Here is an 18,059-nt window from a genome sequence, read left to right as displayed (position 1 = left end):
CCATTGCCAGAGCAAATGGACCCCGGTCACCCGAAGGGTGCACACCGGTCGGGCACCACCCCGCACACCTGTTTTCGTCAAACATCCGATCGCTGATCGGGAATGGCGACCACGGCCTCGACCTCGACGAGAAATTCCGGCCCGAACAACGCCGCGACCTGGACGAGCGTGCTCGCCGGGTTGTGCACGTCTCCCAGCACCGGCCGCAGCATTTCGTCACGCACGTCCCGGACGGTCTGCACTTCCGACGCGTCGAGCACGTACCACGTGAACTTCACGACATCCGACCAGTCGGCGCCAAACCTCGAAATGACGTGATGAAGATTGCTCAGCGCCTGCCTGGTCTGCGCCGCCAGGTCGTCCACCCCGACCACACGTCCCGTCTCGTCCACCGCGACCTGACCGGAGACGAACAGGAGCCTCCCGCTCACCGCCACCGCGTGGGCGTAGCCGGGGGTGTCCGGCAGGGCGGGCAGCCGGGTCAGGCGCTCTTCGGCGGGCATGGCGCCACAGTACTTTCCGCGGATGTGCCCGCGGGGTCGCGCGGCGGCGGTACCGTCGGCCCCATGGGGGCGTTGCGGATCGGCGTCAGGGTCGTGCTCGGTGTCGTGGCGCTCGTCGTCGTGGCGGTGCTGTGGACGGTGTTCTCCTGGGGTCTCGCGAGCACCCTCGCCGACCGCGAGGTCGACCGGATCACGGCGGCACTCCGGACGGCGGCGGCCGACGGCGAGCTGACCCCGGACGAGATCCGCTCGGCGGGCGGCTCCAGCTCGATGCGCTCCGGCGACGGCACCGTGTACGTGACCGCGGACAGCGGCGAGCCGCCGTGGTGGTCGCCGATCGACTGGCACCTCGTGCGGTACGCGGACTGCACGGTGCGCGGCAGCGCGGTCGAGGTCAGCCGCAGCACGCTCGGCGGCACGTACGGCGGGATCAGCTGACCGGGCCGCTGGAGTTGCGCACCACCAGCCGCGCCGAGTGCTCCACCGGTTCGATCTCGCCGCCCCTGATCAGCGTGAACAGGTCCGCGACGGCCCGCTCGCCCTGTTCCTTCGCGGCCCCCTCGACCGCGGTCAGGCCGACGACGCGGGTGAGCTCCTGGCCGTCGAGCGACACGATCGACAGCTCGTCCGGCACGGCCCGCCCGTCGCGCTGCATGCGCAGGAAGATCCCGACGGCCGCGGCACCGCTGGAGCTGATCACGGCGGTGGGCAGGCGCTCGCCGTCCAGGAGCACGTCGACCACCTGCTCGCCGCCGTCGACCGTGGGCGAGCACCAGACCGTCCACTCGGGACGCACGGTGAGCCCGGCGGCCACCAGGATCTCGTCGTAGGACTCGTCCACGCCGTCGGCGAGCACCAGCGCCACGTCCTCGTGGCCGAGCAGCTTCAGGTGCTCGACGGCGGTCTGCAGCGCGTGCCGCAGGTCGGTGTCGTCGACGGTCAGGTGCGGGACCTCCAGCGCCGTGAGCGCGGCCCGTTCCGCCTCGGCCAGCGCCATCGACAGCAGCAGCACCCCGTCGACCCGGCGGCCCAGCGGCATTTCGTCGAAGAACTTCGCGCGCGCCTCCCGCGTGCCCAGCACGTACAGCAGCACGTCGTACCCGGCCGCCCGCAGCGCGCCCTCCGCTCCGGCGAGCACCGGACTGACCTCGGCGGTCACGACCGCGATCGTGTAACGCCGGCCACCGGCCAATGAGGAGGCATCACGCGCGATGGCGTACTTCATCCGCCGCGCGACCTCGCTGACGTGTTGCCTCGTCGCCTCCGACACACCCGGTTCGCCGCGCAGCGCGCGCGATACGGTCGCAGCGGACACCCCTGCGGCCTTGGCCACGTCGGACATGCTGGTCACGGCCCCGAGCGTATTGGAGATCCATGAAGCCCGGCGACCTCGCCCCCGACTTCACCCTGCCCGACCAGGACGGAGTCGCCCGCACGCTGTCCGAACTGCTCGGCGACGGCCCGGTCGTGCTGTTCTTCTACCCCGCCGCGATGACCACCGGCTGCACCGCGCAGAGCTGCCACTTCCGCGACCTGGCCGCCGAGTTCGCCGAGGCCGGGGCCCAGCGCGTGGGCATCTCCACCGACGACGTGGCCAAGCAGAAGCAGTTCGCGGAGCTCAACGGCTTCGACTACCCGCTGCTGTCCGATGTCGAGGGTGAGGTCGCCGAGCAGTTCGGCGTGAAGCGCCGGTTCGGGCCGCTGCCGGTCAAGCGGCACACGTTCGTCATCGGCACCGACCGCAGGGTCATGGAGGTCGTGAAGAGCGAGTTCTCGATGAACGCGCACGCGGACAAGGCGCTGGCCGCGCTGCGCGCGCGTTAGCTGTCGGTGATCGTCAGCACGCCGTAGGGCCCGGAGGCCTTGCCCTCCCGGACGGTGGTGCCGTCGATCGTGTACCGGCCGTGCACCTCGGCCCCGTCGGCACCGGCCACGACGACGAGCATCACCGACTTCGAGAGCTCGTCGGCGGGCACCTCGACGGTGCGGGTCCACGGCAGCCGGACACCGGTCTCGTTCTGCACGGAAGCCCCGACGGTGGTGGCGACGGTGAACGCCGTGCCGGTGCCGGTCACCTCGAACACGACCACGCGCTTGCCGGGTGCGGGCGGCGGTTCCTGACCGGTCGGTTCCGCGACCGCCACCTCGCCGCTCGTCATCCCGCCGGCCGCCTCCCGCACCGCGTCGACGACCTTGCCGCCGTGGAGCACTCCGCCCACGGCCAGCACCGCGACCACGAGCAGCAGGACCCACGGCCACCGCGGTGACGGCGGGACCTCGTGCATCGGCGGTGCGACGCCGTACTCCGGTGGCTGCTTCGACATCGGTGCCTCCCCAGCAGAGAGGTCGATCTCCCGCGGCTCCCCGTTACCGCAGCCCGGCCAGCACGAAGTCCGCGATCTCCCCCGCCAGGGCGGCCGGTGACTTCGGCCCGTCCGGCCGGTACCACGTGGGCAGCTGGTTCACGACGCCGAACGCGATCCGCGCGACGGTCTCCGCCGGCACCGTCGAGCTGAACTCGCCGGAGGCCTGGCCCTTCTCGACCACCGCGAGGAACGTCTCGTGGTAGCGGCGGCGCTCGGCGCGGAAGTCGGTCATCCGCTCCTCGCCGAGCCGCGGCATCTCCCGGACGAACACGGCGGTCTCGTCGGCCCGTTCCGCGGTGGAGACCACCAGCGACGTCAGGATCTCCCGCACCGTCTCGGCCGCGGGCAGGCCCGCGGCGATGATCCGGTCCATGTCCGCGGACTGGGCGGTGATGAGCAGCCGGTAGATCTCGAAGAGCAGGTCGTCCTTGGAGCGGAAGTAGTGGTACAGCGCGCCCTTGGTGACCTCGGCGGCCGCCACGATCTCCTGCACCGAGGTCGCGTCGTAGCCCTGCGACGCGAACAGGCGGACGGCCGCGTCGATGATCCGCTGCTCGGTGGTGCCCGGCACCGCTACCCCTTGGGTGCCAGCGCGCGCACCTGCTCGACCTGGTCGCCACCGGTCGGGAGCAGGGCGATGATCGGGGTGTCCACGCCGGCGGCCTGGTACTCGGCGACGCGCTCGCGGCAGCGGTCGGCGGAACCGTGCACGACCAGGGCGTCGACCACGGAGTCGGGGATCGACCTCGCGGCGGCCTTGCGGTCGCCCGCGGCCCACGCCTCGTGCATCGGGCGCAGCTCCTCGCCGCGGCCCAGCCAGTCGTGGAACGCCGCGTAGGCGGGCACGGTCAGGTAGGTGCTGATCAGCATGCGGCCCAGCGCGCGTGCGGCGTCGGCGTCCTCGGTCGGGCAGACGAAGATCCGGGCGGCCAGCTCGGAGTCCGCGCCCAGCTCGGACCGGACCTGTGCGACGTCGGTGGCGGCGAGCCAGTTCGTGATGGCGCCGTCGGCCTCACGACCGGCCAGGCGCAGCATGTTCGGGCGCAGCGCCGCGAGCATGATCGGCACCCGCTCGGCCGGCGGGCGTTCCAGCTTGAAGCCCTTGACGGAGAACGTGTCGTAGTCGGCGCTGACCTTCTCCCCCGCCAGCGCGGACTTCAGGAACCGCAGGGTGTCGCGGGTGCGCTTGAACGGCTCCTCGAACGGGATCGCGTTCCAGCGCTGCACGATCGCGGGCGAGGACGAGCCGATGCCCAGCACGAACCGGCCGCCGGTCACCTCGGCCAGCGTCGCCGCCGTCATCGCGAGCGTCGCGGGACCGCGGGTGTAGACGGGGGCGATCGCGGGGCCGAAGCGCAGCGACGACGACCACTGGGCGGCCAGCGCGAGCGGCGTGAAGGCGTCCGTCCCGGTCGTCTCGGCCGACCACACGTCGGTGTAGCCGAGGTCGGCCAGCTCGCTGACCAGCGCGCGGTGGTCGAGCACCGGCACGCCGATCAGCGGCAGCGTGATTCCCCAACGAGCCATGAGCGCCTCCCAAGTCCACTTGGGCGACACCCTACCGACCGGTCGGTATGCCTACAACTTCCGCGCGAGCGTCAGGCCGTCGGCGATGGGCACGAGCACCGACTCCACCCGCGGGTCGGCCAGCACGAACCGGTTGAACGCGTCGATCGCCGCCGCGTTGCCCTCGGGCTGCTCGTCGGCGGCGCCGCCGTAGTAGAGGGTGTTGTCCGCGAGCAGCAGTCCGCCCTGCCGCACACGCGGCACCAGCAGGTCCCAGTAGTGCGCGTACCCGACCTTGTCCGCGTCGATGAACACCAGGTCGATCGTGGGCTCCTCGGGCAGCTCCGCGAGCGTCTGCCCGGCGGGGCCCAGCCGCAGCTCGATGCGGTCCCGCACGCCGGCGGCCTGCCACGCCTCCTCGGCGATGCGGGTCCACTCCGGCGAGACGTCGCAGGTGATGACCTTGCCTGACGGTGGGAGCGCCTGCGCGAACGCGAGCGTGGAGTACCCGGTGTAGGTGCCGACCTCGACCACGGTCTGCGCGCCGGTGAGCTTGACCAGCAGGGAGAACAGGACCGCCTGCTCGTGCGGTACCTGCATCTCCGCCGAGTCGCCGAGCTCCAGCGTCCGCGCGATCAGCTTCTCCTGCACCGCACTGGGCTGGCCTGCCTGCTCGCGCACGTAGCGGTAGATCTGCGGGGTCATGACCACGGCCTTGAAGTCGTTCACGCGCGGCCTTCTCTCATAGTCGGGTGGCGAACGTCCTGAGGGTGTCGGCGTACTCGGGTCGCACCGGGTGCTTCGCGAGGTCGCGGTCCATGGCGGCGAAGACGGCGGCGCGGTGTGCACGGTAACGGCTGGAGCACACGTTTTCGCGGCTGACCAGGAAGAACTCGTCGAACCTGTCTCGTTCTGCGTCGGTGGTGGACATGCGCGCACGACCGGACTCGCGCAGCAGCGAGTCGCCGTCCGGCACGAGTCTGCGCATGACCTCCATGTGTGCCAACAGGTTCGCCTTGCTCGCGGAGGACAGGGGTGCGGCCGCCGCGGGCCCCAGTGCGGCACGGGCCCTGCGCAGCAGACCGGGCACGGGCTCGTAGTCACGTGCCCAGCGCCCGCTGAACGCGGGGTCGAACGACGTCATCAACGGCCGGATGACGTCCTCGTAGACCTCACGGGAACAGCTGCCCGAATACGCCAGCAGCACCGAGTACGCGTCGTATCCAAGCGCAGTGAGGCGGACTAGTTGCGAATCACGCTCGCGTATCAGCCTATCGAGTGAAGCCGAAAGAAACCTCCAGACGAAAAATGCGCCGTGGTGCCCCAGGAACCACCGGTGGACGGCCCGTCCGACCTCGTCATCGGGGACGCTGATCTCCAGCGGGATCTGGTAGCAGTCATCCGCGCACGGAATCAGTTCCGAACCGGGCATCGGCAGTCGCAGCACCGGCAGGTCGACGGCCGCGTGCCCCCAGACCGGGCTGAAAACGGGCGCGCTCATCCCACACCGTCCTTCTCCGTCGCGCTCTCGGCGGCGACGATCTCGTCCAGCAGGTCGGCCACCCGGCCGATCGCGGTGTCCAGCGGCCGGTCCTCCTCGATCGCCGGCACCTCGGCGGCGATCCGGTCGACCACGTCCGCGAGCCTCGGGGCGCGCGGGCGGCGGGCGCCGACGTGGACGGCCTGGCGCAGCGCGACGGCGAGCCCGCCGTGCAGGTAGCGCAGCAGCCTCGTCTGGTCGAGCGCGGTGAGCGCGGCCTGCGTGCCGAACGGGACGACGTCCTGGTTGTGCAGGTTGGTCGGCAAGCTCTGCGCCGAGGCGGGCAGCGTGGCCCTGCGCATGGCGGCGACCGTGGCGGTCGCGGAGATCTGGATGCCCTGCACCGCGTGCTGCTGTCCCGGCGCCGGGCTGAGCATGGGCGGGAGGCCGCCGGTGCGGTGCGGGTCGACCAGCAGGTCGAGCTGGCGTTCGGCCAGGTTGCCCAGCTGGGCCAGGGCGAGGCTGAGCGCGTCGGCGGCGAAGGCGCTGGGCTGGCCGAAGAAGTTGCCGCCGTGCAGCACCTCCCCGGTCTCGGGGAAGAACAACGGGTTGTCGCTCACGCCGTTGAGGTCGCGGCGCACCACCTCGTCGGCGTGCCGGATGCTCGTGCGGGCCGCACCGGCCAGCTGTGGCACGCACCGGATGCTGTACGCCTCCTGCAGGGGGCGTTGACCGGAGGGGGTGCTGCCGCGCAACCAGGTCCGCAGCGCGGCACCGACGTCGGCGACGTCCGGGTGGCCGAACGCGGCGAGCAGCGCGGGTGACGCGAACTCCGTGCCGCAGCCGAGGACGTCGGTCAGCAAGGCGGACAGCAGTTCCGCGACGCGGTGCGACCGCTGTGCCTGCGCGACGGCGAGACCGAGCACGGCGGCGGTGACCGAGATGCCGTTCACGACGGCGAGGGCGTCGCGACCGTCGAGCTCGACCGGGCGCAGACCAGCCTCGCGCAGCGCGTCGGCCGCGGGCACCAGCCGGCCGCCGAGGAACGCGTTCCCGTTGCCGCGCAACGCGTGTGCCACGTAGGCGAGCGGTTGCAGGTCGCCGCTCGCACCGACCGAGCCGAGCCGCGGCACGGCGGGCGCGAAGTCCGTCGCGAGCATGGCGACCAGTGCGTCGACGACGTGCTCCGAGACGCCGGAACGCCCGTGCGCCAACGAGAAGAGCCGGGCCAGCACCGCGGCCCTGGTGACCTCGGGCGGCAGCAGCTCGCCGTGGCCGACGATGTGGTGCAGGATCGTGTTGTCGCTCTGGCTGCCGCCGTCCTCGCGACCCCCGAACTCGACGAGCGGCCCGAAACCCGTTGTGACACCGTAGATCGCGCGGCCGGAGCCGCTGACCTCGAGCACGAACGCACGGCAGTGCGCGATCCGCGCCCGCACCTCGTCGGGCAGCGCGACGTTCAGCGGTCCTCTCGCTCGCTCCAGGTGCTCGGGTAGCAGGGCCGCCGTCAGGCTCAGGGCAGCAGCGGGTGTTCGCACGGGCACGACGCCTCCAGGGGGATCGGGCGTTGGTTCAGCGCATGTCGTTCGGCGCGACACGAAACCGTGCCGCGCAACGACCTCAGCAGTACCCGCGACGATCCCCGGTTGACCCGCCGGCGAGGAAGGGCCTTCCGTACCAACTGGTCAGATTGCCTGTTGACGATCGGGTGACAGCGCTCTCCCGTGCGGCGGTGTCTCAGTCCGCGGGAGTGACGAGCCCGCCGGAGCGGTGGTCGAACTCCCCGTCGACGATGCGCGCCAGGACGCCGGCCGACTGCTCCACGGGGGTGAACCTGCCCTGCTCCCGCTGCGACCTCGCCCACCGCGCGACGCTGCGCCCCGCTTCGTCGTCCGGTGCGGCCCTGCTGCCGCGGCCCATCAGGCCGACGTCGACCATGCCGGGGTCGTAGCTCAGCACGGCGATGGGCCGGTCCCTCAGCTCGGCGGCGAGGTTCTCCCCCAGCTTGAGCACGGCCGCCTTGGACACGGAGTACGCCGACAGCAGCGGCCAGCGGTGCACACCGGCGTTGCTGACGATGTTGACGATCCGGCCGCTGGTCATCGTGCGCAGCGCCGCGGTGGTGGCGAGCGCGAGCCCGCGCAGGTTGACCTCGAAGGTCCGCCACCACTCGTTCTCGTCGACCTCCCACGTCGGCCCGACCGGCCCGCCGAGCGCGGCGTTGTTGACGAGCACGTCGATCGGCCCGACGCTCTCGATGAGCTTGGGCGTGGCCTGCGGGTCGGCGAGGTCGGCGACGTGCGCCTCGACCTCGACACCACGGGCCCGCAGCTCCTGCTCGGCCACGGCCAGCGCGCGTTCGTCGCGGCCGGTGATGACCAGCCGGTGCCCGCGCGCGCCCACGGCGTCGCTGAAGGCCCGGCCCAGCTCCTTGGCACCGCCGGTGATGAGAACGCGCATCAGCCGTCGTTCCCCGGCAGGCGGCGGAGGATCTGACCGGACGCGGACCTCGGTGTCTCGTTCACAGACACAACCTGGCGCACGTCCTCGCACGGCGCCACCTCCGCGGTCACGCACGGCCAGGTGACGTCGCCCTGCGTGACCGCGAACTCCTCGCCGTTGAGCCGATCGGGCCTACCGGCGTGAACCACCTCGGCGTCTGGCCGCGCTCAGAGCGAGATGCCCCGCGCCGCCAGCCAGCCCACCGGGTTGATCTTCTGCGACCCGTCGACCCACACCTCGAAGTGCAGGTGCGGCCCGGTCGACTGACCGCGGTTGCCCATGGTCGCGATCTGCTGCCCGGCCTTCACCACGGCACCCTGCGCGACGTCGATGGTGTTGACGTGCCCGTAGACGGTGATGGTGCCGTCCGCGTGCTGCACCCGCACCCACAGCCCGAACCCGCTGGCGGGTCCGGCCTCGACCACCGTGCCGTCCAGGACGGACAGGATCGGCGTGCCGATGGCGTTGGCGATGTCGACGCCGTTGTGACTGGTCCCCCACCGGGCACCGAAGCCCGAGGTGAACGACCCCTGCGCCGGCTTGACCGCCTTGGGCCTGCGGGCCTCTTCCTCCGCCGCCTTGCGCGCCGCCTCACGCGCCGCCTCGGCCGCCACGCGTGCCGCCTCGGCCCTGATGGCCTCCTGCCGCTGCGCGTACGCACCCTCCGCGGCCTTCATGGCCTCGCGGACGTTGAACTGCACCTGGAGCTGCTCGGCCTGCAACAGGTGGCGCGTCTCCACGGCGGTGTCGACGGCGTGCACCGTCTCCACCGCTCCTGGCTGGTGCTGCTGCTGGGTCATCGCCGCCGCCAACTCGGACGTGGCGGCGACGGGAACGATCCGGTCGACGGGGGTGACCGTGGCCATCGCCTGGGTGAAGCCGGCGCCGACGAGGGCACCTGCGGCGACGACCGCCGTGACGGCCTTCTTGCGGTCCAGGTCCACTCTGCCGATCACGTCGATCAGCGGACCCTTCGCACGATGCCGTGCCAAAACTGCCTCCATGCACACTCGGGGGGAGTCCGATCCGCCTGCTGTGCGCGCCGGGGTTTCGGGGACCCGGATGGCGCGCGGTGGACTGGACCCCTTCGGGGGTGGGTCCGTGTCCTGGCGGTTATCGAACCGTGACATGCGGCAGGGAACGTAACCTCGCGTTATCGCCGGAAGCAAGCGATGTGGTCATTTGGGTGACGGAGCCCACTCATGGCTACTTTGAGTAGTCGAGTGAGGTCAGCGGTTGATAACGACCACTAGACCAATGCCGTTCTTCGGTGTTTGTACTGGTCAGTCGCTTTATCGAGAAAGGCCGACGGGGTGGTGTGAGGGGTCCGCCAGCCGTACGCGACCGGAAACCCCGCTTGTCGCGCTTCGCGACGATCGCGGCGCCGACCTCGCGAAACTGTCAGACCCCGCGCGTACGTTGGGTCGCGGGGGACCCGAAACGCGAGGGGACCCCTGCGCGAGCGTGCCTGACGGCATCGGCCGAGCAAGACGGACGCCACGGACGCGATCGTCCGCCACCCGCCACCCGCCACCCGCCACCCGCCACCCGCCACCCGCCACCCGCCACCTGGCACCTGGCACCCATGCGCCGAAGCTCCTGCAGAGGCGCGAGCCCAGCCCTGGCCGCCCACCCCTCCCCTCTTCCCCAGCGAACCGAGGACGGGTGCAACCCCCACCCACCGGCGCAACGCAAAGGGCCGCCGGACGCATCACGCATCCGACGGCCCGGAGAAAGCGGAAGGAGCTACTTGTAGCGCGCCGCCGCCGGGGGGAGCGGGGCCGGGTCCAGGCCCTCGTGGATCACCTTCATCGCGTTGAACCAGGTCGGCGCGGCCACCTGGCCGCCGTAGACGCCCGAGTTGGAGCCGGGGCAGAAGCGGATCGGGTTCGCGCAGATGACCTCGGGGCGGTTGCCGTCGGCGTAGGTCATGACGGCGCCCGCGTACTGCGGGGTGGCGGCCATGAAGGCGACCGACTTGTGCTCCTCGGTGGTGCCGGTCTTGCCGATCGTCGGGCGGGTCCAGCCGGCGGCGCGGGCGGCGTCAGCGGCGGTGCCGGAGCCGACCGTGTCGTGGGACAGGCCCTGGGCCAGCGAGTTGGCGAGGTCAGGGGTGACGGCCTGCTCGCAGGGCTTCTCCTTCAGCGGCATGGGGTTGCCGTGGCGGTCCAGGACCTGCTCCACCGGGGTGGGCGGGCACCAGCTGCCGTTCGAGACGATGGTGGCGGCGACGTTCGCCAGTTCCAGGACGCTGGTCGCGCCAGGGCCGAGGGTGTAGGAGCCGGCGTTGTTCTGCTTGGTCCAGTCGCCCTGGGAGGGGCCGTTGGAGCCGTCGGACTTCAGGGGCTCGGCGCCGCGGTTGTGGGTGGCGAGGGTCTCGCGCATGCCGAGGCGGTAGCCCATGTCGACGACGCGGTCGAGGCCGGTCTTCTCCTGCAGGATCACGAAGCCGGTGTTCGGCGACGTGGCGAGCGCCTGGGTCAGCGACATCTTCTCCGCGTAGCCGCTGCCCGCGTTCTCGACCTTCCACGCCGAACCGCCGTTGGGGTACACGCGGGAGTAGTGGACCTTCGGAACCGGGATCTCGCGGTCGATGCCCGTCACGCCCTGCTCGAGCGCCGCGGCGGCGGTGAAGACCTTGTTGACCGAGCCGGGGCCGAACGGGAGCACCTCGGCGGGCACGGGGCGGGCGACCTGGCCCAGGTCGGCGTTGTTGCCGTAGTCGCGGGAGGCGACGAGGGCGCGGACGCGGTGCTTGTCCTTGCCGGGCTGGACCACGGACATGACGTTCGCGATGCCGTTCTGCATCTTCGGCACCTGCTGCTCGGCGGCCGTCTTGGCCGCCTTCGTGGCCTTCGGGTCCATCGTCGTCTTGATCGTGAGGCCGCCGCGCTGCAGCTGCGCCTTCGTGATGCCCGCGTCCTGCAGGTAGTCGAGCAGGTAGGAGCAGAAGAAGCCGTAGATCGGGCCGTCACCGGCGCCGACGCAGCCCTTGGGCAGGATCTGCAGGTCGTCGGTCACGCCCAGCGGCTCGGCCTTGTACTCGTCGGCCTTCTTCTTCGCCTCGGTCTCGTCCTGGCCGAACGCGCCGTTCTCGCGCATCTTGTCGATCACCGTGTTGCGGCGTTCGAGGGCCTTCTCCGGGTTCGCGCCGGGGTTCAGCGACGACGGGCGGTTCGCGATGGCGGCGAGCAGCGCCGCCTGCGGGACGGTCAGCTTGTCGGCGGTCGTCTTGAAGTACGCCTTGGCGGCGGCACCGACACCGTAGGTCTGGTTGCCCAGCGGCACGATGTTCAGGTAGCCGGCGAGGATCTCGTCCTTGGACATCTGCTGCTCGAGCTGCAACGCGACGCGCGCCTCGCGCAGCTTGCGGCCGACGGTCGCCTCGGTGGCCTTCTCCCAGGCCTCCTGCTCGTTGTCGGCGCCGAGCACGAACGCCATGTAGTTCTTGACGTACTGCTGCGTCAGCGTCGAGGCGCCCTGGGTCGCGCCACCGTCCACACCGGCCTTGGCAGCGGCACGGGCGATGCCCTGCCAGTCGACGCCGCGGTGCTCGAAGAACCGCTTGTCCTCGATCGCGAGGATCGCGGCCTTCATCGTGTCGGAGATCTGGTTCGACTCCAGCGGGATCCGGTACTGGTCGTACAGGTAGGCGATCGGCTCGCCGTTCATGTCCGTGATGGTGGTGACGAGCGGCAGCTCCCCCTTGGCGAGGTCACCCGACGTCTGGTCGACCTGGTCGGCGGCGCGGTTCGACGCGAGCCCCAGCCCTCCTGCGAACGGGAACACCATCGCTGCCAGGAGCACGCCCGCCGTCAGGCACAACCCCATCAACTTGACCAAGCCTGACGCGCGTGCGGCGAACAAACCGCAACTCCTTCCGAACCGAACCCCAGAGAAAGCTCTACGTATTAAGTCGCGCGGGAGACCCGTGAGGTTGCGTCCGCTGATCGACTGGTTTCAACCTACCGGAGCAACCGCAGTCCGATCGTCGGGCTGGCGCGCCGGACCTCGACCCCCGTGTGGTGGGGCAGCAGGTCGTCGAGGAACCCGTAGCGGGCGAAGCTCTTCGTCGGGTCGCCGGCTCACCGTGCGCCACCAGACGGCGATGTCTCCCCAGCCCGGTGCCGACAGCGAACCGCCGAAGTGCTGCACTGACAGCGCCGCGCACAGGTTCGCGAAACGCACGCGGTGCTCCAGCGGCCACCCCGCGAGTGTGCCCATCACGAACCCCGCCCCAAACACGTCACCGGCTCCGGTCGCGTCCAGCGGCGCCACGTTCAGCCCCGGCACCTCCACGCATTCCCCGGTGGAGCTGTCGACGGCGACCGCTCCGCCTCCCCCGCGTGTGACAACCACCACGGGCACGTGCTCGGCCAACGCGCGCGCGGCGGCCTCCGGCGTGTCGGTGCGCGTGTAGCCCTGCGCCTCCACGTGGTTCGGGAGGAAGACGTCAAATCCGTCAAGACGGCGCAGCAGCTCCGGCGACCACGCCCCGGTGCGGTCCCAGCCGATGTCGGCGAACAGCTTCGCGCCGTTCTGCTTCGCCGTGCGCACCCATTGTTCGTCTTCCGCCTGAATGTGCACAAAACAGGCTTTTGCCGACGGCGGCGGCGAAAACAGGTCATCGGCGACAACGGGTGCCTTGTGCCCGTGCGTGACCATCGAACGGTCGTGCTCCATCGCCATCGACACCGTCACCGGTGAATGCCATCCGTAGAACCGGCGGCAGTAGGAGAGGTCGACGCCCTCCTGCTCGGCCAGCACGTCCCAGCAGAAGTCGCCGTAGGCGTCCTCGCCGAACGCGGCCGCCAGCGCGGTCCTCAGCTCCAGCCTGCGCAACGCGACGGCGAGGTTCGCGATCCCGCCGGGGCACGACCCGAGCCCGTCCGCCCACACCTCGGTGCCCGCCGCCGGTGGCCGCGGCAGGCCGGTGAAGATGATGTCGAGGAAGACCATCCCGGTGAGGAGCACGTCGAAGTCGGGTTCCGCCATGTGGTCCACGATGCCACCCGACACCGACAATTCCACGCGGGGCCGCGCTCAGGAGGACGCCGCGGACCTCAGCCCGTCTCCTCCGCGATCATCTCCCGCATCCTGGTCAGCGCGCGGTGCTGGGCGACCCGCACCGCACCCGGCGTCGACGACACGGCCAGCGCGACCTCTTCGGCGGACAGGCCCACCGCCACCCGCAGCACGAGGATCTCGCGCTGGCGGGGCGGCAGCCGGTGCAGCAGCCGCGTGACCTGGGCCATCATCTCGCCGTTGACCGCGTGCTGCTCGGGGCCGGCCTCGTCGGAGGCGCAGTCGGGCAACTCGGGCACGACCTCGGCGCGGTTGCGGACCGCGCGGCGGCGGGCGTCGGCGACCTTGTGGGCGGCGATGCCGTAGACGAAGGCCAGGAACGAGCCGGGCTCGTAGCGGTACTTCGACAGGGCGCCGAGGACGGCGACGCAGACCTCCTGCGCGATGTCCTCCGCCGAGACGAGCGTGCGTTCCCGGCCGCCCACGCGGGCGCGGCAGTAACGCACGATGAGCGGCTGGATGCGGCCGAGCAGGTGCTCGACCGCCCGTCTTTCTCCTGCCAGGGCGGCGTCGACGAGGTCGGTGAACTCGGCTTCGGCGAGCCACTGGTTGGAGACCGGTTCCTGGCGCGCCCGGCGGCGCACGGGGACCGTTGGCGCGGTCCAGACCTCTTCGACTGAGAGGACGCCGACACCGCCACCGGACCGCACGGCTGTGGGCTGAACCATCCCGGCGACCTCCTCCACTACAGCGACACTAGGGGCTTCACTGGAGAAGAGAGCGCAGCGAGCCATTTGATACCGCCTGCGTGCAAGAGGACCACGAAGTCCCCTCAGGTGGGCGAAGCAGCACCCTTTTGAGGGAGAACGTGGTCCTAATGGCCCAGTCGTTCGGCCATGGCGAACTGCTGCACGCCGAGGTGGCCGACCCGGAACCCGGCCTCCGAGTAGGCCAGGTAGAACTCCCACATCCGGCGGAACGTGTCGTCGAAGCCGAGACCGGAGATCTCGTCCCAGCGGCCCAGGAAGCTCTCGCGCCACCGCCGCAGCGTCTCGGCGTAGTCGTCGCCGAACGAGCGCATCTCGGTGATCTTCAAGCGGGTGTGGTCGCGCACCGACTCCTCGACCGAGCGCACCGACGGGATGAGCCCGCCGGGGAAGATGTACTTGTGGATCCAGGTGTAGCTGGCCTTGCTCGCGATCATCCGGTCGTGCGGCATGGTGATCGCCTGCAGCCCCACCCGGCCGCCGGGGGCGAGCACCCGGTCGAGCACCGAGAAGTAGTCGGGCCAGTACTCGGCGCCGACCGCCTCGATCATCTCGACGCTGACGACGGCGTCGTACCGCCCGTGCTCCTCCCGGTAGTCGCGCAGGTGCACCGCCACCCGGTCGCGCAGGCCCGCGGCCGCCACCCGCTCCAGCGCCAGCTTGCGCTGCTCGGCGGAGATGGTCAGCGAGGTGACGGTGGCACCGCGCCGGGCGGCCCTGATGGCGAGCGCGCCCCAGCCGGTGCCGATCTCCAGCACCCGCGACCCCGCCCGCACGCCCGCGTAGTCGAGGACGCCGTCGATCTTGCGCAGCTGGGCGGCGTGCAGGTCGAGGCCGCGGTCGCCGTCGAACAACGCCGACGAGTAGGTCATCGTCTCGTCCAGGAACCGCTCGAACAGGTCGTTGGACAGGTCGTAGTGGCGGTGGATGTTCTGCCGCGAGCCCGCGATGTCGTTGACCTCGGTCTGCCGCCGCTCCGCCCACCGCCGCAGCCGCTGCAGGCCGGGCGGGATGAGCGTGGACAGCCGCGCGGCGAACGCGGTGAGCACGTCCGCGAGCTCGTCGGACTCCCAGTCGCCCACCATGTAGGCCTCGCCGAAGCCGATCTTGGCGTCGGCGCCGAGGCGGTGGAAGAACGCCGCGGGCCGCACCAGCCGCATGACCGGTCCGCCCGCGCCCCACGTCCGTTCGTCCGGGAGCCGCACGGTCACCGGCAGGGTGCGCACGGCGTTGCGGAACAGCGACTCGGCGAGGCGCGCGCGCAGGGGTGAGCGCGGTGCGGTGAACAGGCCCGGCCAGACGCCCTGGTTCGGAAGGGGCAGGGACAGCGTGCTCATCTACTCACTCCTGGGAACGATCGGCAGGCGCCGCAGGTACAGGGCGATGCCATGGCGGCGGATCAGCGCGGAGACGCGCTGGGGCATCAACGGCCGGCGCAGGAGCATCCGCAGCCCGGAGGTGCGGGTCCCGCGCATGGTGGCGCTGAAGGTGGTCTTCCCGTTCTGCCGCAACGCGATGGTCACGGACAGCCGCTCCCCCGGTGCCGGCAGCCTCATCACGTAGTGGCCGTCGACGCCGAGGAACGGGGAGACGTAGAACTCCTTGTCCACCGACGCGCGGCCGTGCTCGTCGGTGCGGAGCAGGTAGCAGTGCCGTCCGCCGTACGTGTTGTGGACCTCCGCCACCACACACACGAGCTCGCCATCGGCGTTGTGGCACCAATAAACGGACAGCGGGTTGAACACGTACCCCAGCACGCGGGCGTTGGCGAGCATCAGGACCCGGCCGCCGCCCAGCTCGATCCCGCGTTCGCCGAGCCACTCCTCCAGGTTCTCCCTGATGGACCGGTCCGGTGACCCGAGGTGGTCGCGCGCCTCGAACCGGGCGAACAGCCGCGCCCACCACGGCAGCCGCGGCATCCCGTCGAGGTCGACGAGCCACAGGTAGGCGCGGTGGCGGAACGCCCGGTCGATCAGCTCGCGGCGGGTGTGCGTGATGACGACGTCATAGATCACCAGTCCACCCCGAAGTGCCGGGCGGCGCGCACGCCGGACGCACAGCCGTCCTCGTGGAAGCCCCAGCCGTGGTAGGCACCCGCGTACGCGGTGGTGCCGGTGTTGAGCTCGGGCAGACGTCGTTGCGCGGCAACGGAGCCGGGCGTGTAGACGGGGTGCTCGTAGGTCATCCTGGCGAGCACCCGGCCGGGGTCGACGTCGTGCGGGTTGAGGGTGACGACGTACTCGCGCGGTTCCCGCAGCCGCATCAGCCGGTTCATGTGGTAGCTGACGAGCACTTGGTCGCCGTCCTCTCGGCAGGCGCGCTTGTAGAGGTTCCACGACGCCCGCGCGCCGCGGGTGCGCGGCAGGACCGACGCGTCGGTGTGCAGCCAGGTCTCGTTGCGGGAGTAGCGGAAGGCGCCCAGCACCTCCTTCTCCTCGCGCGTGGGGTCGGCGAGCAGGCCGAGCGCCTGGTCGGGGTGCGTGGCGACGACGACGTGGTCGGCGGTGTGCAGCACGTCGTCCTCGTCGCGGATCTCCACGCCGCCGCCGGTGCGCGTGACCGCGCGGACCGGGGTGCCCACGTGGACGGTGCTGAGGCCTTGCACCGCGCGGTCGACGTAGGTGCGGGAGCCGCCGGTCACGGTCTTCCACTGCGGGGTGCCGCCGACGGCGAGCATGCCGTGGTTGGCGAGGAACTCGAACAGGTACCAGGCCGGGTACTCCGTGCTGAGCGCGGCGCCGGCCGACCACACGGCGCTGACCAGCGGGACGATGAAGTGGTCGACGAAGTAGCGGGAGTAGCCGCCGATCGCGAGGAACGCGCCGAGCGTGACGTCGTGCGCCTCCTCGTTGCGCAGGACGCGCTGGGCGTGCCGGTAGAAGCGGGTGACCTCGGCGAGCATGCGCACGTACCGGGCGTTGGCGGCGTTGGAGCGCTTCGCGAACAGGCCCGGCAGCTTCTTCGCCCCGGCGTACTCCAGCCCGCAGCCGTCGCAGCGCACGCTCATGGACATCTCGGAGTCCTGGGTGGGCACGCCGAGCTCGCGGAACAGTCTGACCAGGTTCGGGTAGGTGCGTTCGTTGTGGACGATGAACCCGCTGTCGACGTGGACGCCGTCCAGGTCGTGGGTGTGCGCGTGCCCGCCGAGCCGGTCGTCGGCCTCGAAGAGCGTGACGTCGTGCGCGCGTTGCAGCACGTACGCGGCCGTGAGCCCGGCGACCCCGGCTCCGATGACGGCAACCTCAGCCACGCGACCCTCCCAGGGGGACGTCGAGGCCTCGTGGGGAGGCTTCCCGCATCGCGTTCGCGATGTCCGCCGCCACCGGTTCGAGGCCGAGCTCACCGTGGACGAAGTCGACGGTGAGCCGGGTCCAGTCGCGGGCCCGGCGCAGCATGGCGTGGTCGCCGCCCTCGACGGTGAACCGCGCGACCCGGTCGGTCACGGTCTTCGCCTGCCGCGCGTACGCCAGCGACTTCGCCGGGTCGGTCATCCGCTCCCGGTCGCCGTGCGCGATGAGCAGCGCCTTGCCCCTGAGCTGGTCGAAGGGCTCCCCCGGCACGATCCACGGCGCGAGCGCGCACACCGCCACGACGCTCGGGTCGCCGGCGACGCGCAACGCGGTCCGGCCGCCCATGGAGTGCCCGACGAGCACGACCGGTGCGCCGGGGTGCAGCTCGCCGATCCGGTCGAGCGCCCACCGGGCGTCCCTGACCGGGTCGAGGCTCGGCGCGTTCCAGCCGCGCATCCGGTAGCGCAGGTTCCACACCTCGACGCCCGGCGCGCGCAGGGCCCTGGCCAACGGGACCATGCGCAGGTGAGCGAGGTTGTGGCGGCGCACCGGCTCGGTGCTGCGCTCCCGTCCGCCGTGCAACACGAGCACGACGGCATTCGTTCTGCCCGATGGTTTCG

Annotated in this window: 19 protein-coding genes; 2 read left to right on the top strand and 17 right to left on the bottom strand. The window is 71.2% G+C overall.

Annotation, left to right across the window (positions count from 1 at the left end):
* Positions 1-77 precede the first annotated feature (77 nt).
* Positions 78-503: a RidA family protein gene (locus ACVDFE_RS18950; RefSeq protein WP_360396137.1), complete on the bottom strand. Its 426-nt coding sequence runs from the start codon at positions 501-503 to the stop codon at positions 78-80.
* A 63-nt stretch (positions 504-566) separates the two neighbouring features.
* On the opposite strand from ACVDFE_RS18950, the gene ACVDFE_RS18945 reads away from it, so the two are divergent.
* A complete protein-coding gene (locus tag ACVDFE_RS18945) occupies positions 567-941 on the top strand; it encodes a hypothetical protein (RefSeq protein ID WP_360396135.1) in 375 nt (124 codons plus the stop codon).
* Here the strand turns inward: ACVDFE_RS18945 and ACVDFE_RS18940 are convergent.
* Entirely contained in the window at positions 934-1,845 is a 912-nt protein-coding gene (locus ACVDFE_RS18940) for a LacI family DNA-binding transcriptional regulator (protein WP_458434358.1), read from the bottom strand. The two genes, ACVDFE_RS18945 and ACVDFE_RS18940, sit on opposite strands and share 8 nt — an antisense overlap.
* Positions 1,846-1,877: 32 nt before the next feature.
* On the opposite strand from ACVDFE_RS18940, the gene ACVDFE_RS18935 reads away from it, so the two are divergent.
* Positions 1,878-2,327: a peroxiredoxin gene (locus tag ACVDFE_RS18935; protein WP_360396134.1), complete on the top strand. Its 450-nt coding sequence runs from the start codon at positions 1,878-1,880 to the stop codon at positions 2,325-2,327.
* On the opposite strand, the gene ACVDFE_RS18930 is transcribed toward ACVDFE_RS18935, so the two are convergent.
* The 15 genes from ACVDFE_RS18930 to ACVDFE_RS18860 all read right to left on the bottom strand — a co-directional run bounded on the left by ACVDFE_RS18930 (position 2,324) and on the right by ACVDFE_RS18860 (position 18,030).
* Positions 2,324-2,827: an MmpS family transport accessory protein gene (locus tag ACVDFE_RS18930; RefSeq protein ID WP_360396132.1), complete on the bottom strand. Its 504-nt coding sequence runs from the start codon at positions 2,825-2,827 to the stop codon at positions 2,324-2,326. The genes ACVDFE_RS18935 and ACVDFE_RS18930 overlap by 4 nt on opposite strands.
* Before the next feature lie 43 nt (positions 2,828-2,870).
* Positions 2,871-3,440 carry a TetR/AcrR family transcriptional regulator gene (locus ACVDFE_RS18925; protein WP_360396131.1) on the bottom strand — a complete coding sequence of 190 codons (570 nt, stop codon included), beginning with the start codon at positions 3,438-3,440 and terminating at the stop codon, positions 2,871-2,873.
* Between the two features lie 2 nt (positions 3,441-3,442).
* Complete coding sequence (locus ACVDFE_RS18920) at positions 3,443-4,396, bottom strand: LLM class F420-dependent oxidoreductase (protein ID WP_360396129.1); 954 nt, start codon at positions 4,394-4,396, stop codon at positions 3,443-3,445.
* A gap of 51 nt (positions 4,397-4,447) precedes the next feature.
* A complete protein-coding gene (locus ACVDFE_RS18915) occupies positions 4,448-5,104 on the bottom strand; it encodes an O-methyltransferase (protein WP_360396127.1) in 657 nt (218 codons plus the stop codon).
* 13 nt (positions 5,105-5,117) lie between these two features.
* Entirely contained in the window at positions 5,118-5,876 is a 759-nt protein-coding gene (locus ACVDFE_RS18910; protein WP_360396125.1) for an L-tyrosine 3-hydroxylase, read from the bottom strand.
* Positions 5,873-7,399, bottom strand: coding sequence for an HAL/PAL/TAL family ammonia-lyase (locus tag ACVDFE_RS18905; protein ID WP_458431251.1), 1,527 nt, complete (start codon positions 7,397-7,399; stop codon positions 5,873-5,875). Before ACVDFE_RS18905 ends, ACVDFE_RS18910 begins: the two co-directional genes overlap by 4 nt.
* 193 nt (positions 7,400-7,592) lie before the next feature.
* Positions 7,593-8,315 carry an SDR family NAD(P)-dependent oxidoreductase gene (locus tag ACVDFE_RS18900; RefSeq protein WP_458431250.1) on the bottom strand — a complete coding sequence of 241 codons (723 nt, stop codon included), beginning with the start codon at positions 8,313-8,315 and terminating at the stop codon, positions 7,593-7,595.
* A 209-nt stretch (positions 8,316-8,524) separates the two neighbouring features.
* Positions 8,525-9,313, bottom strand: a complete 789-nt coding sequence (locus ACVDFE_RS18895) for a M23 family metallopeptidase (RefSeq protein ID WP_360396120.1) — start codon at positions 9,311-9,313, stop codon at positions 8,525-8,527.
* Between the two features lie 790 nt (positions 9,314-10,103).
* A complete protein-coding gene (locus ACVDFE_RS18890; protein ID WP_360396118.1) occupies positions 10,104-12,188 on the bottom strand; it encodes a transglycosylase domain-containing protein in 2,085 nt (694 codons plus the stop codon).
* Positions 12,189-12,317: 129 nt separating this feature from the next.
* Complete coding sequence (locus ACVDFE_RS18885) at positions 12,318-13,352, bottom strand: carbohydrate kinase family protein (protein WP_458431248.1); 1,035 nt, start codon at positions 13,350-13,352, stop codon at positions 12,318-12,320.
* 68 nt (positions 13,353-13,420) lie between these two features.
* The gene (gene shbA, locus ACVDFE_RS18880) at positions 13,421-14,110 is read right to left on the bottom strand and encodes an RNA polymerase sigma factor ShbA (protein WP_360396115.1); all 690 of its coding nucleotides are present in this window, start codon (positions 14,108-14,110) and stop codon (positions 13,421-13,423) included.
* A gap of 146 nt (positions 14,111-14,256) precedes the next feature.
* Positions 14,257-15,486, bottom strand: a complete 1,230-nt coding sequence (locus ACVDFE_RS18875; RefSeq protein ID WP_458431247.1) for a class I SAM-dependent methyltransferase — start codon at positions 15,484-15,486, stop codon at positions 14,257-14,259.
* Complete coding sequence (locus tag ACVDFE_RS18870; protein WP_458431246.1) at positions 15,487-16,164, bottom strand: DUF1365 domain-containing protein; 678 nt, start codon at positions 16,162-16,164, stop codon at positions 15,487-15,489.
* Positions 16,161-17,399, bottom strand: a complete 1,239-nt coding sequence (locus ACVDFE_RS18865; RefSeq protein ID WP_458431245.1) for an NAD(P)/FAD-dependent oxidoreductase — start codon at positions 17,397-17,399, stop codon at positions 16,161-16,163. Before ACVDFE_RS18865 ends, ACVDFE_RS18870 begins: the two co-directional genes overlap by 4 nt.
* On the bottom strand, positions 17,392-18,030 hold the full coding sequence (locus tag ACVDFE_RS18860) for an alpha/beta fold hydrolase (RefSeq protein WP_458431244.1): 639 nt from the start codon (positions 18,028-18,030) through the stop codon (positions 17,392-17,394). The genes ACVDFE_RS18865 and ACVDFE_RS18860 overlap by 8 nt, the downstream gene beginning before the upstream one ends.
* Positions 18,031-18,059: the final 29 nt, after the last annotated feature.

Source organism: Lentzea chajnantorensis (assembly GCF_054300775.1).
The sequence above is the reverse complement of the archived record's forward strand: the minus strand, read 5'-3'. Positions and strand labels throughout refer to the sequence as shown.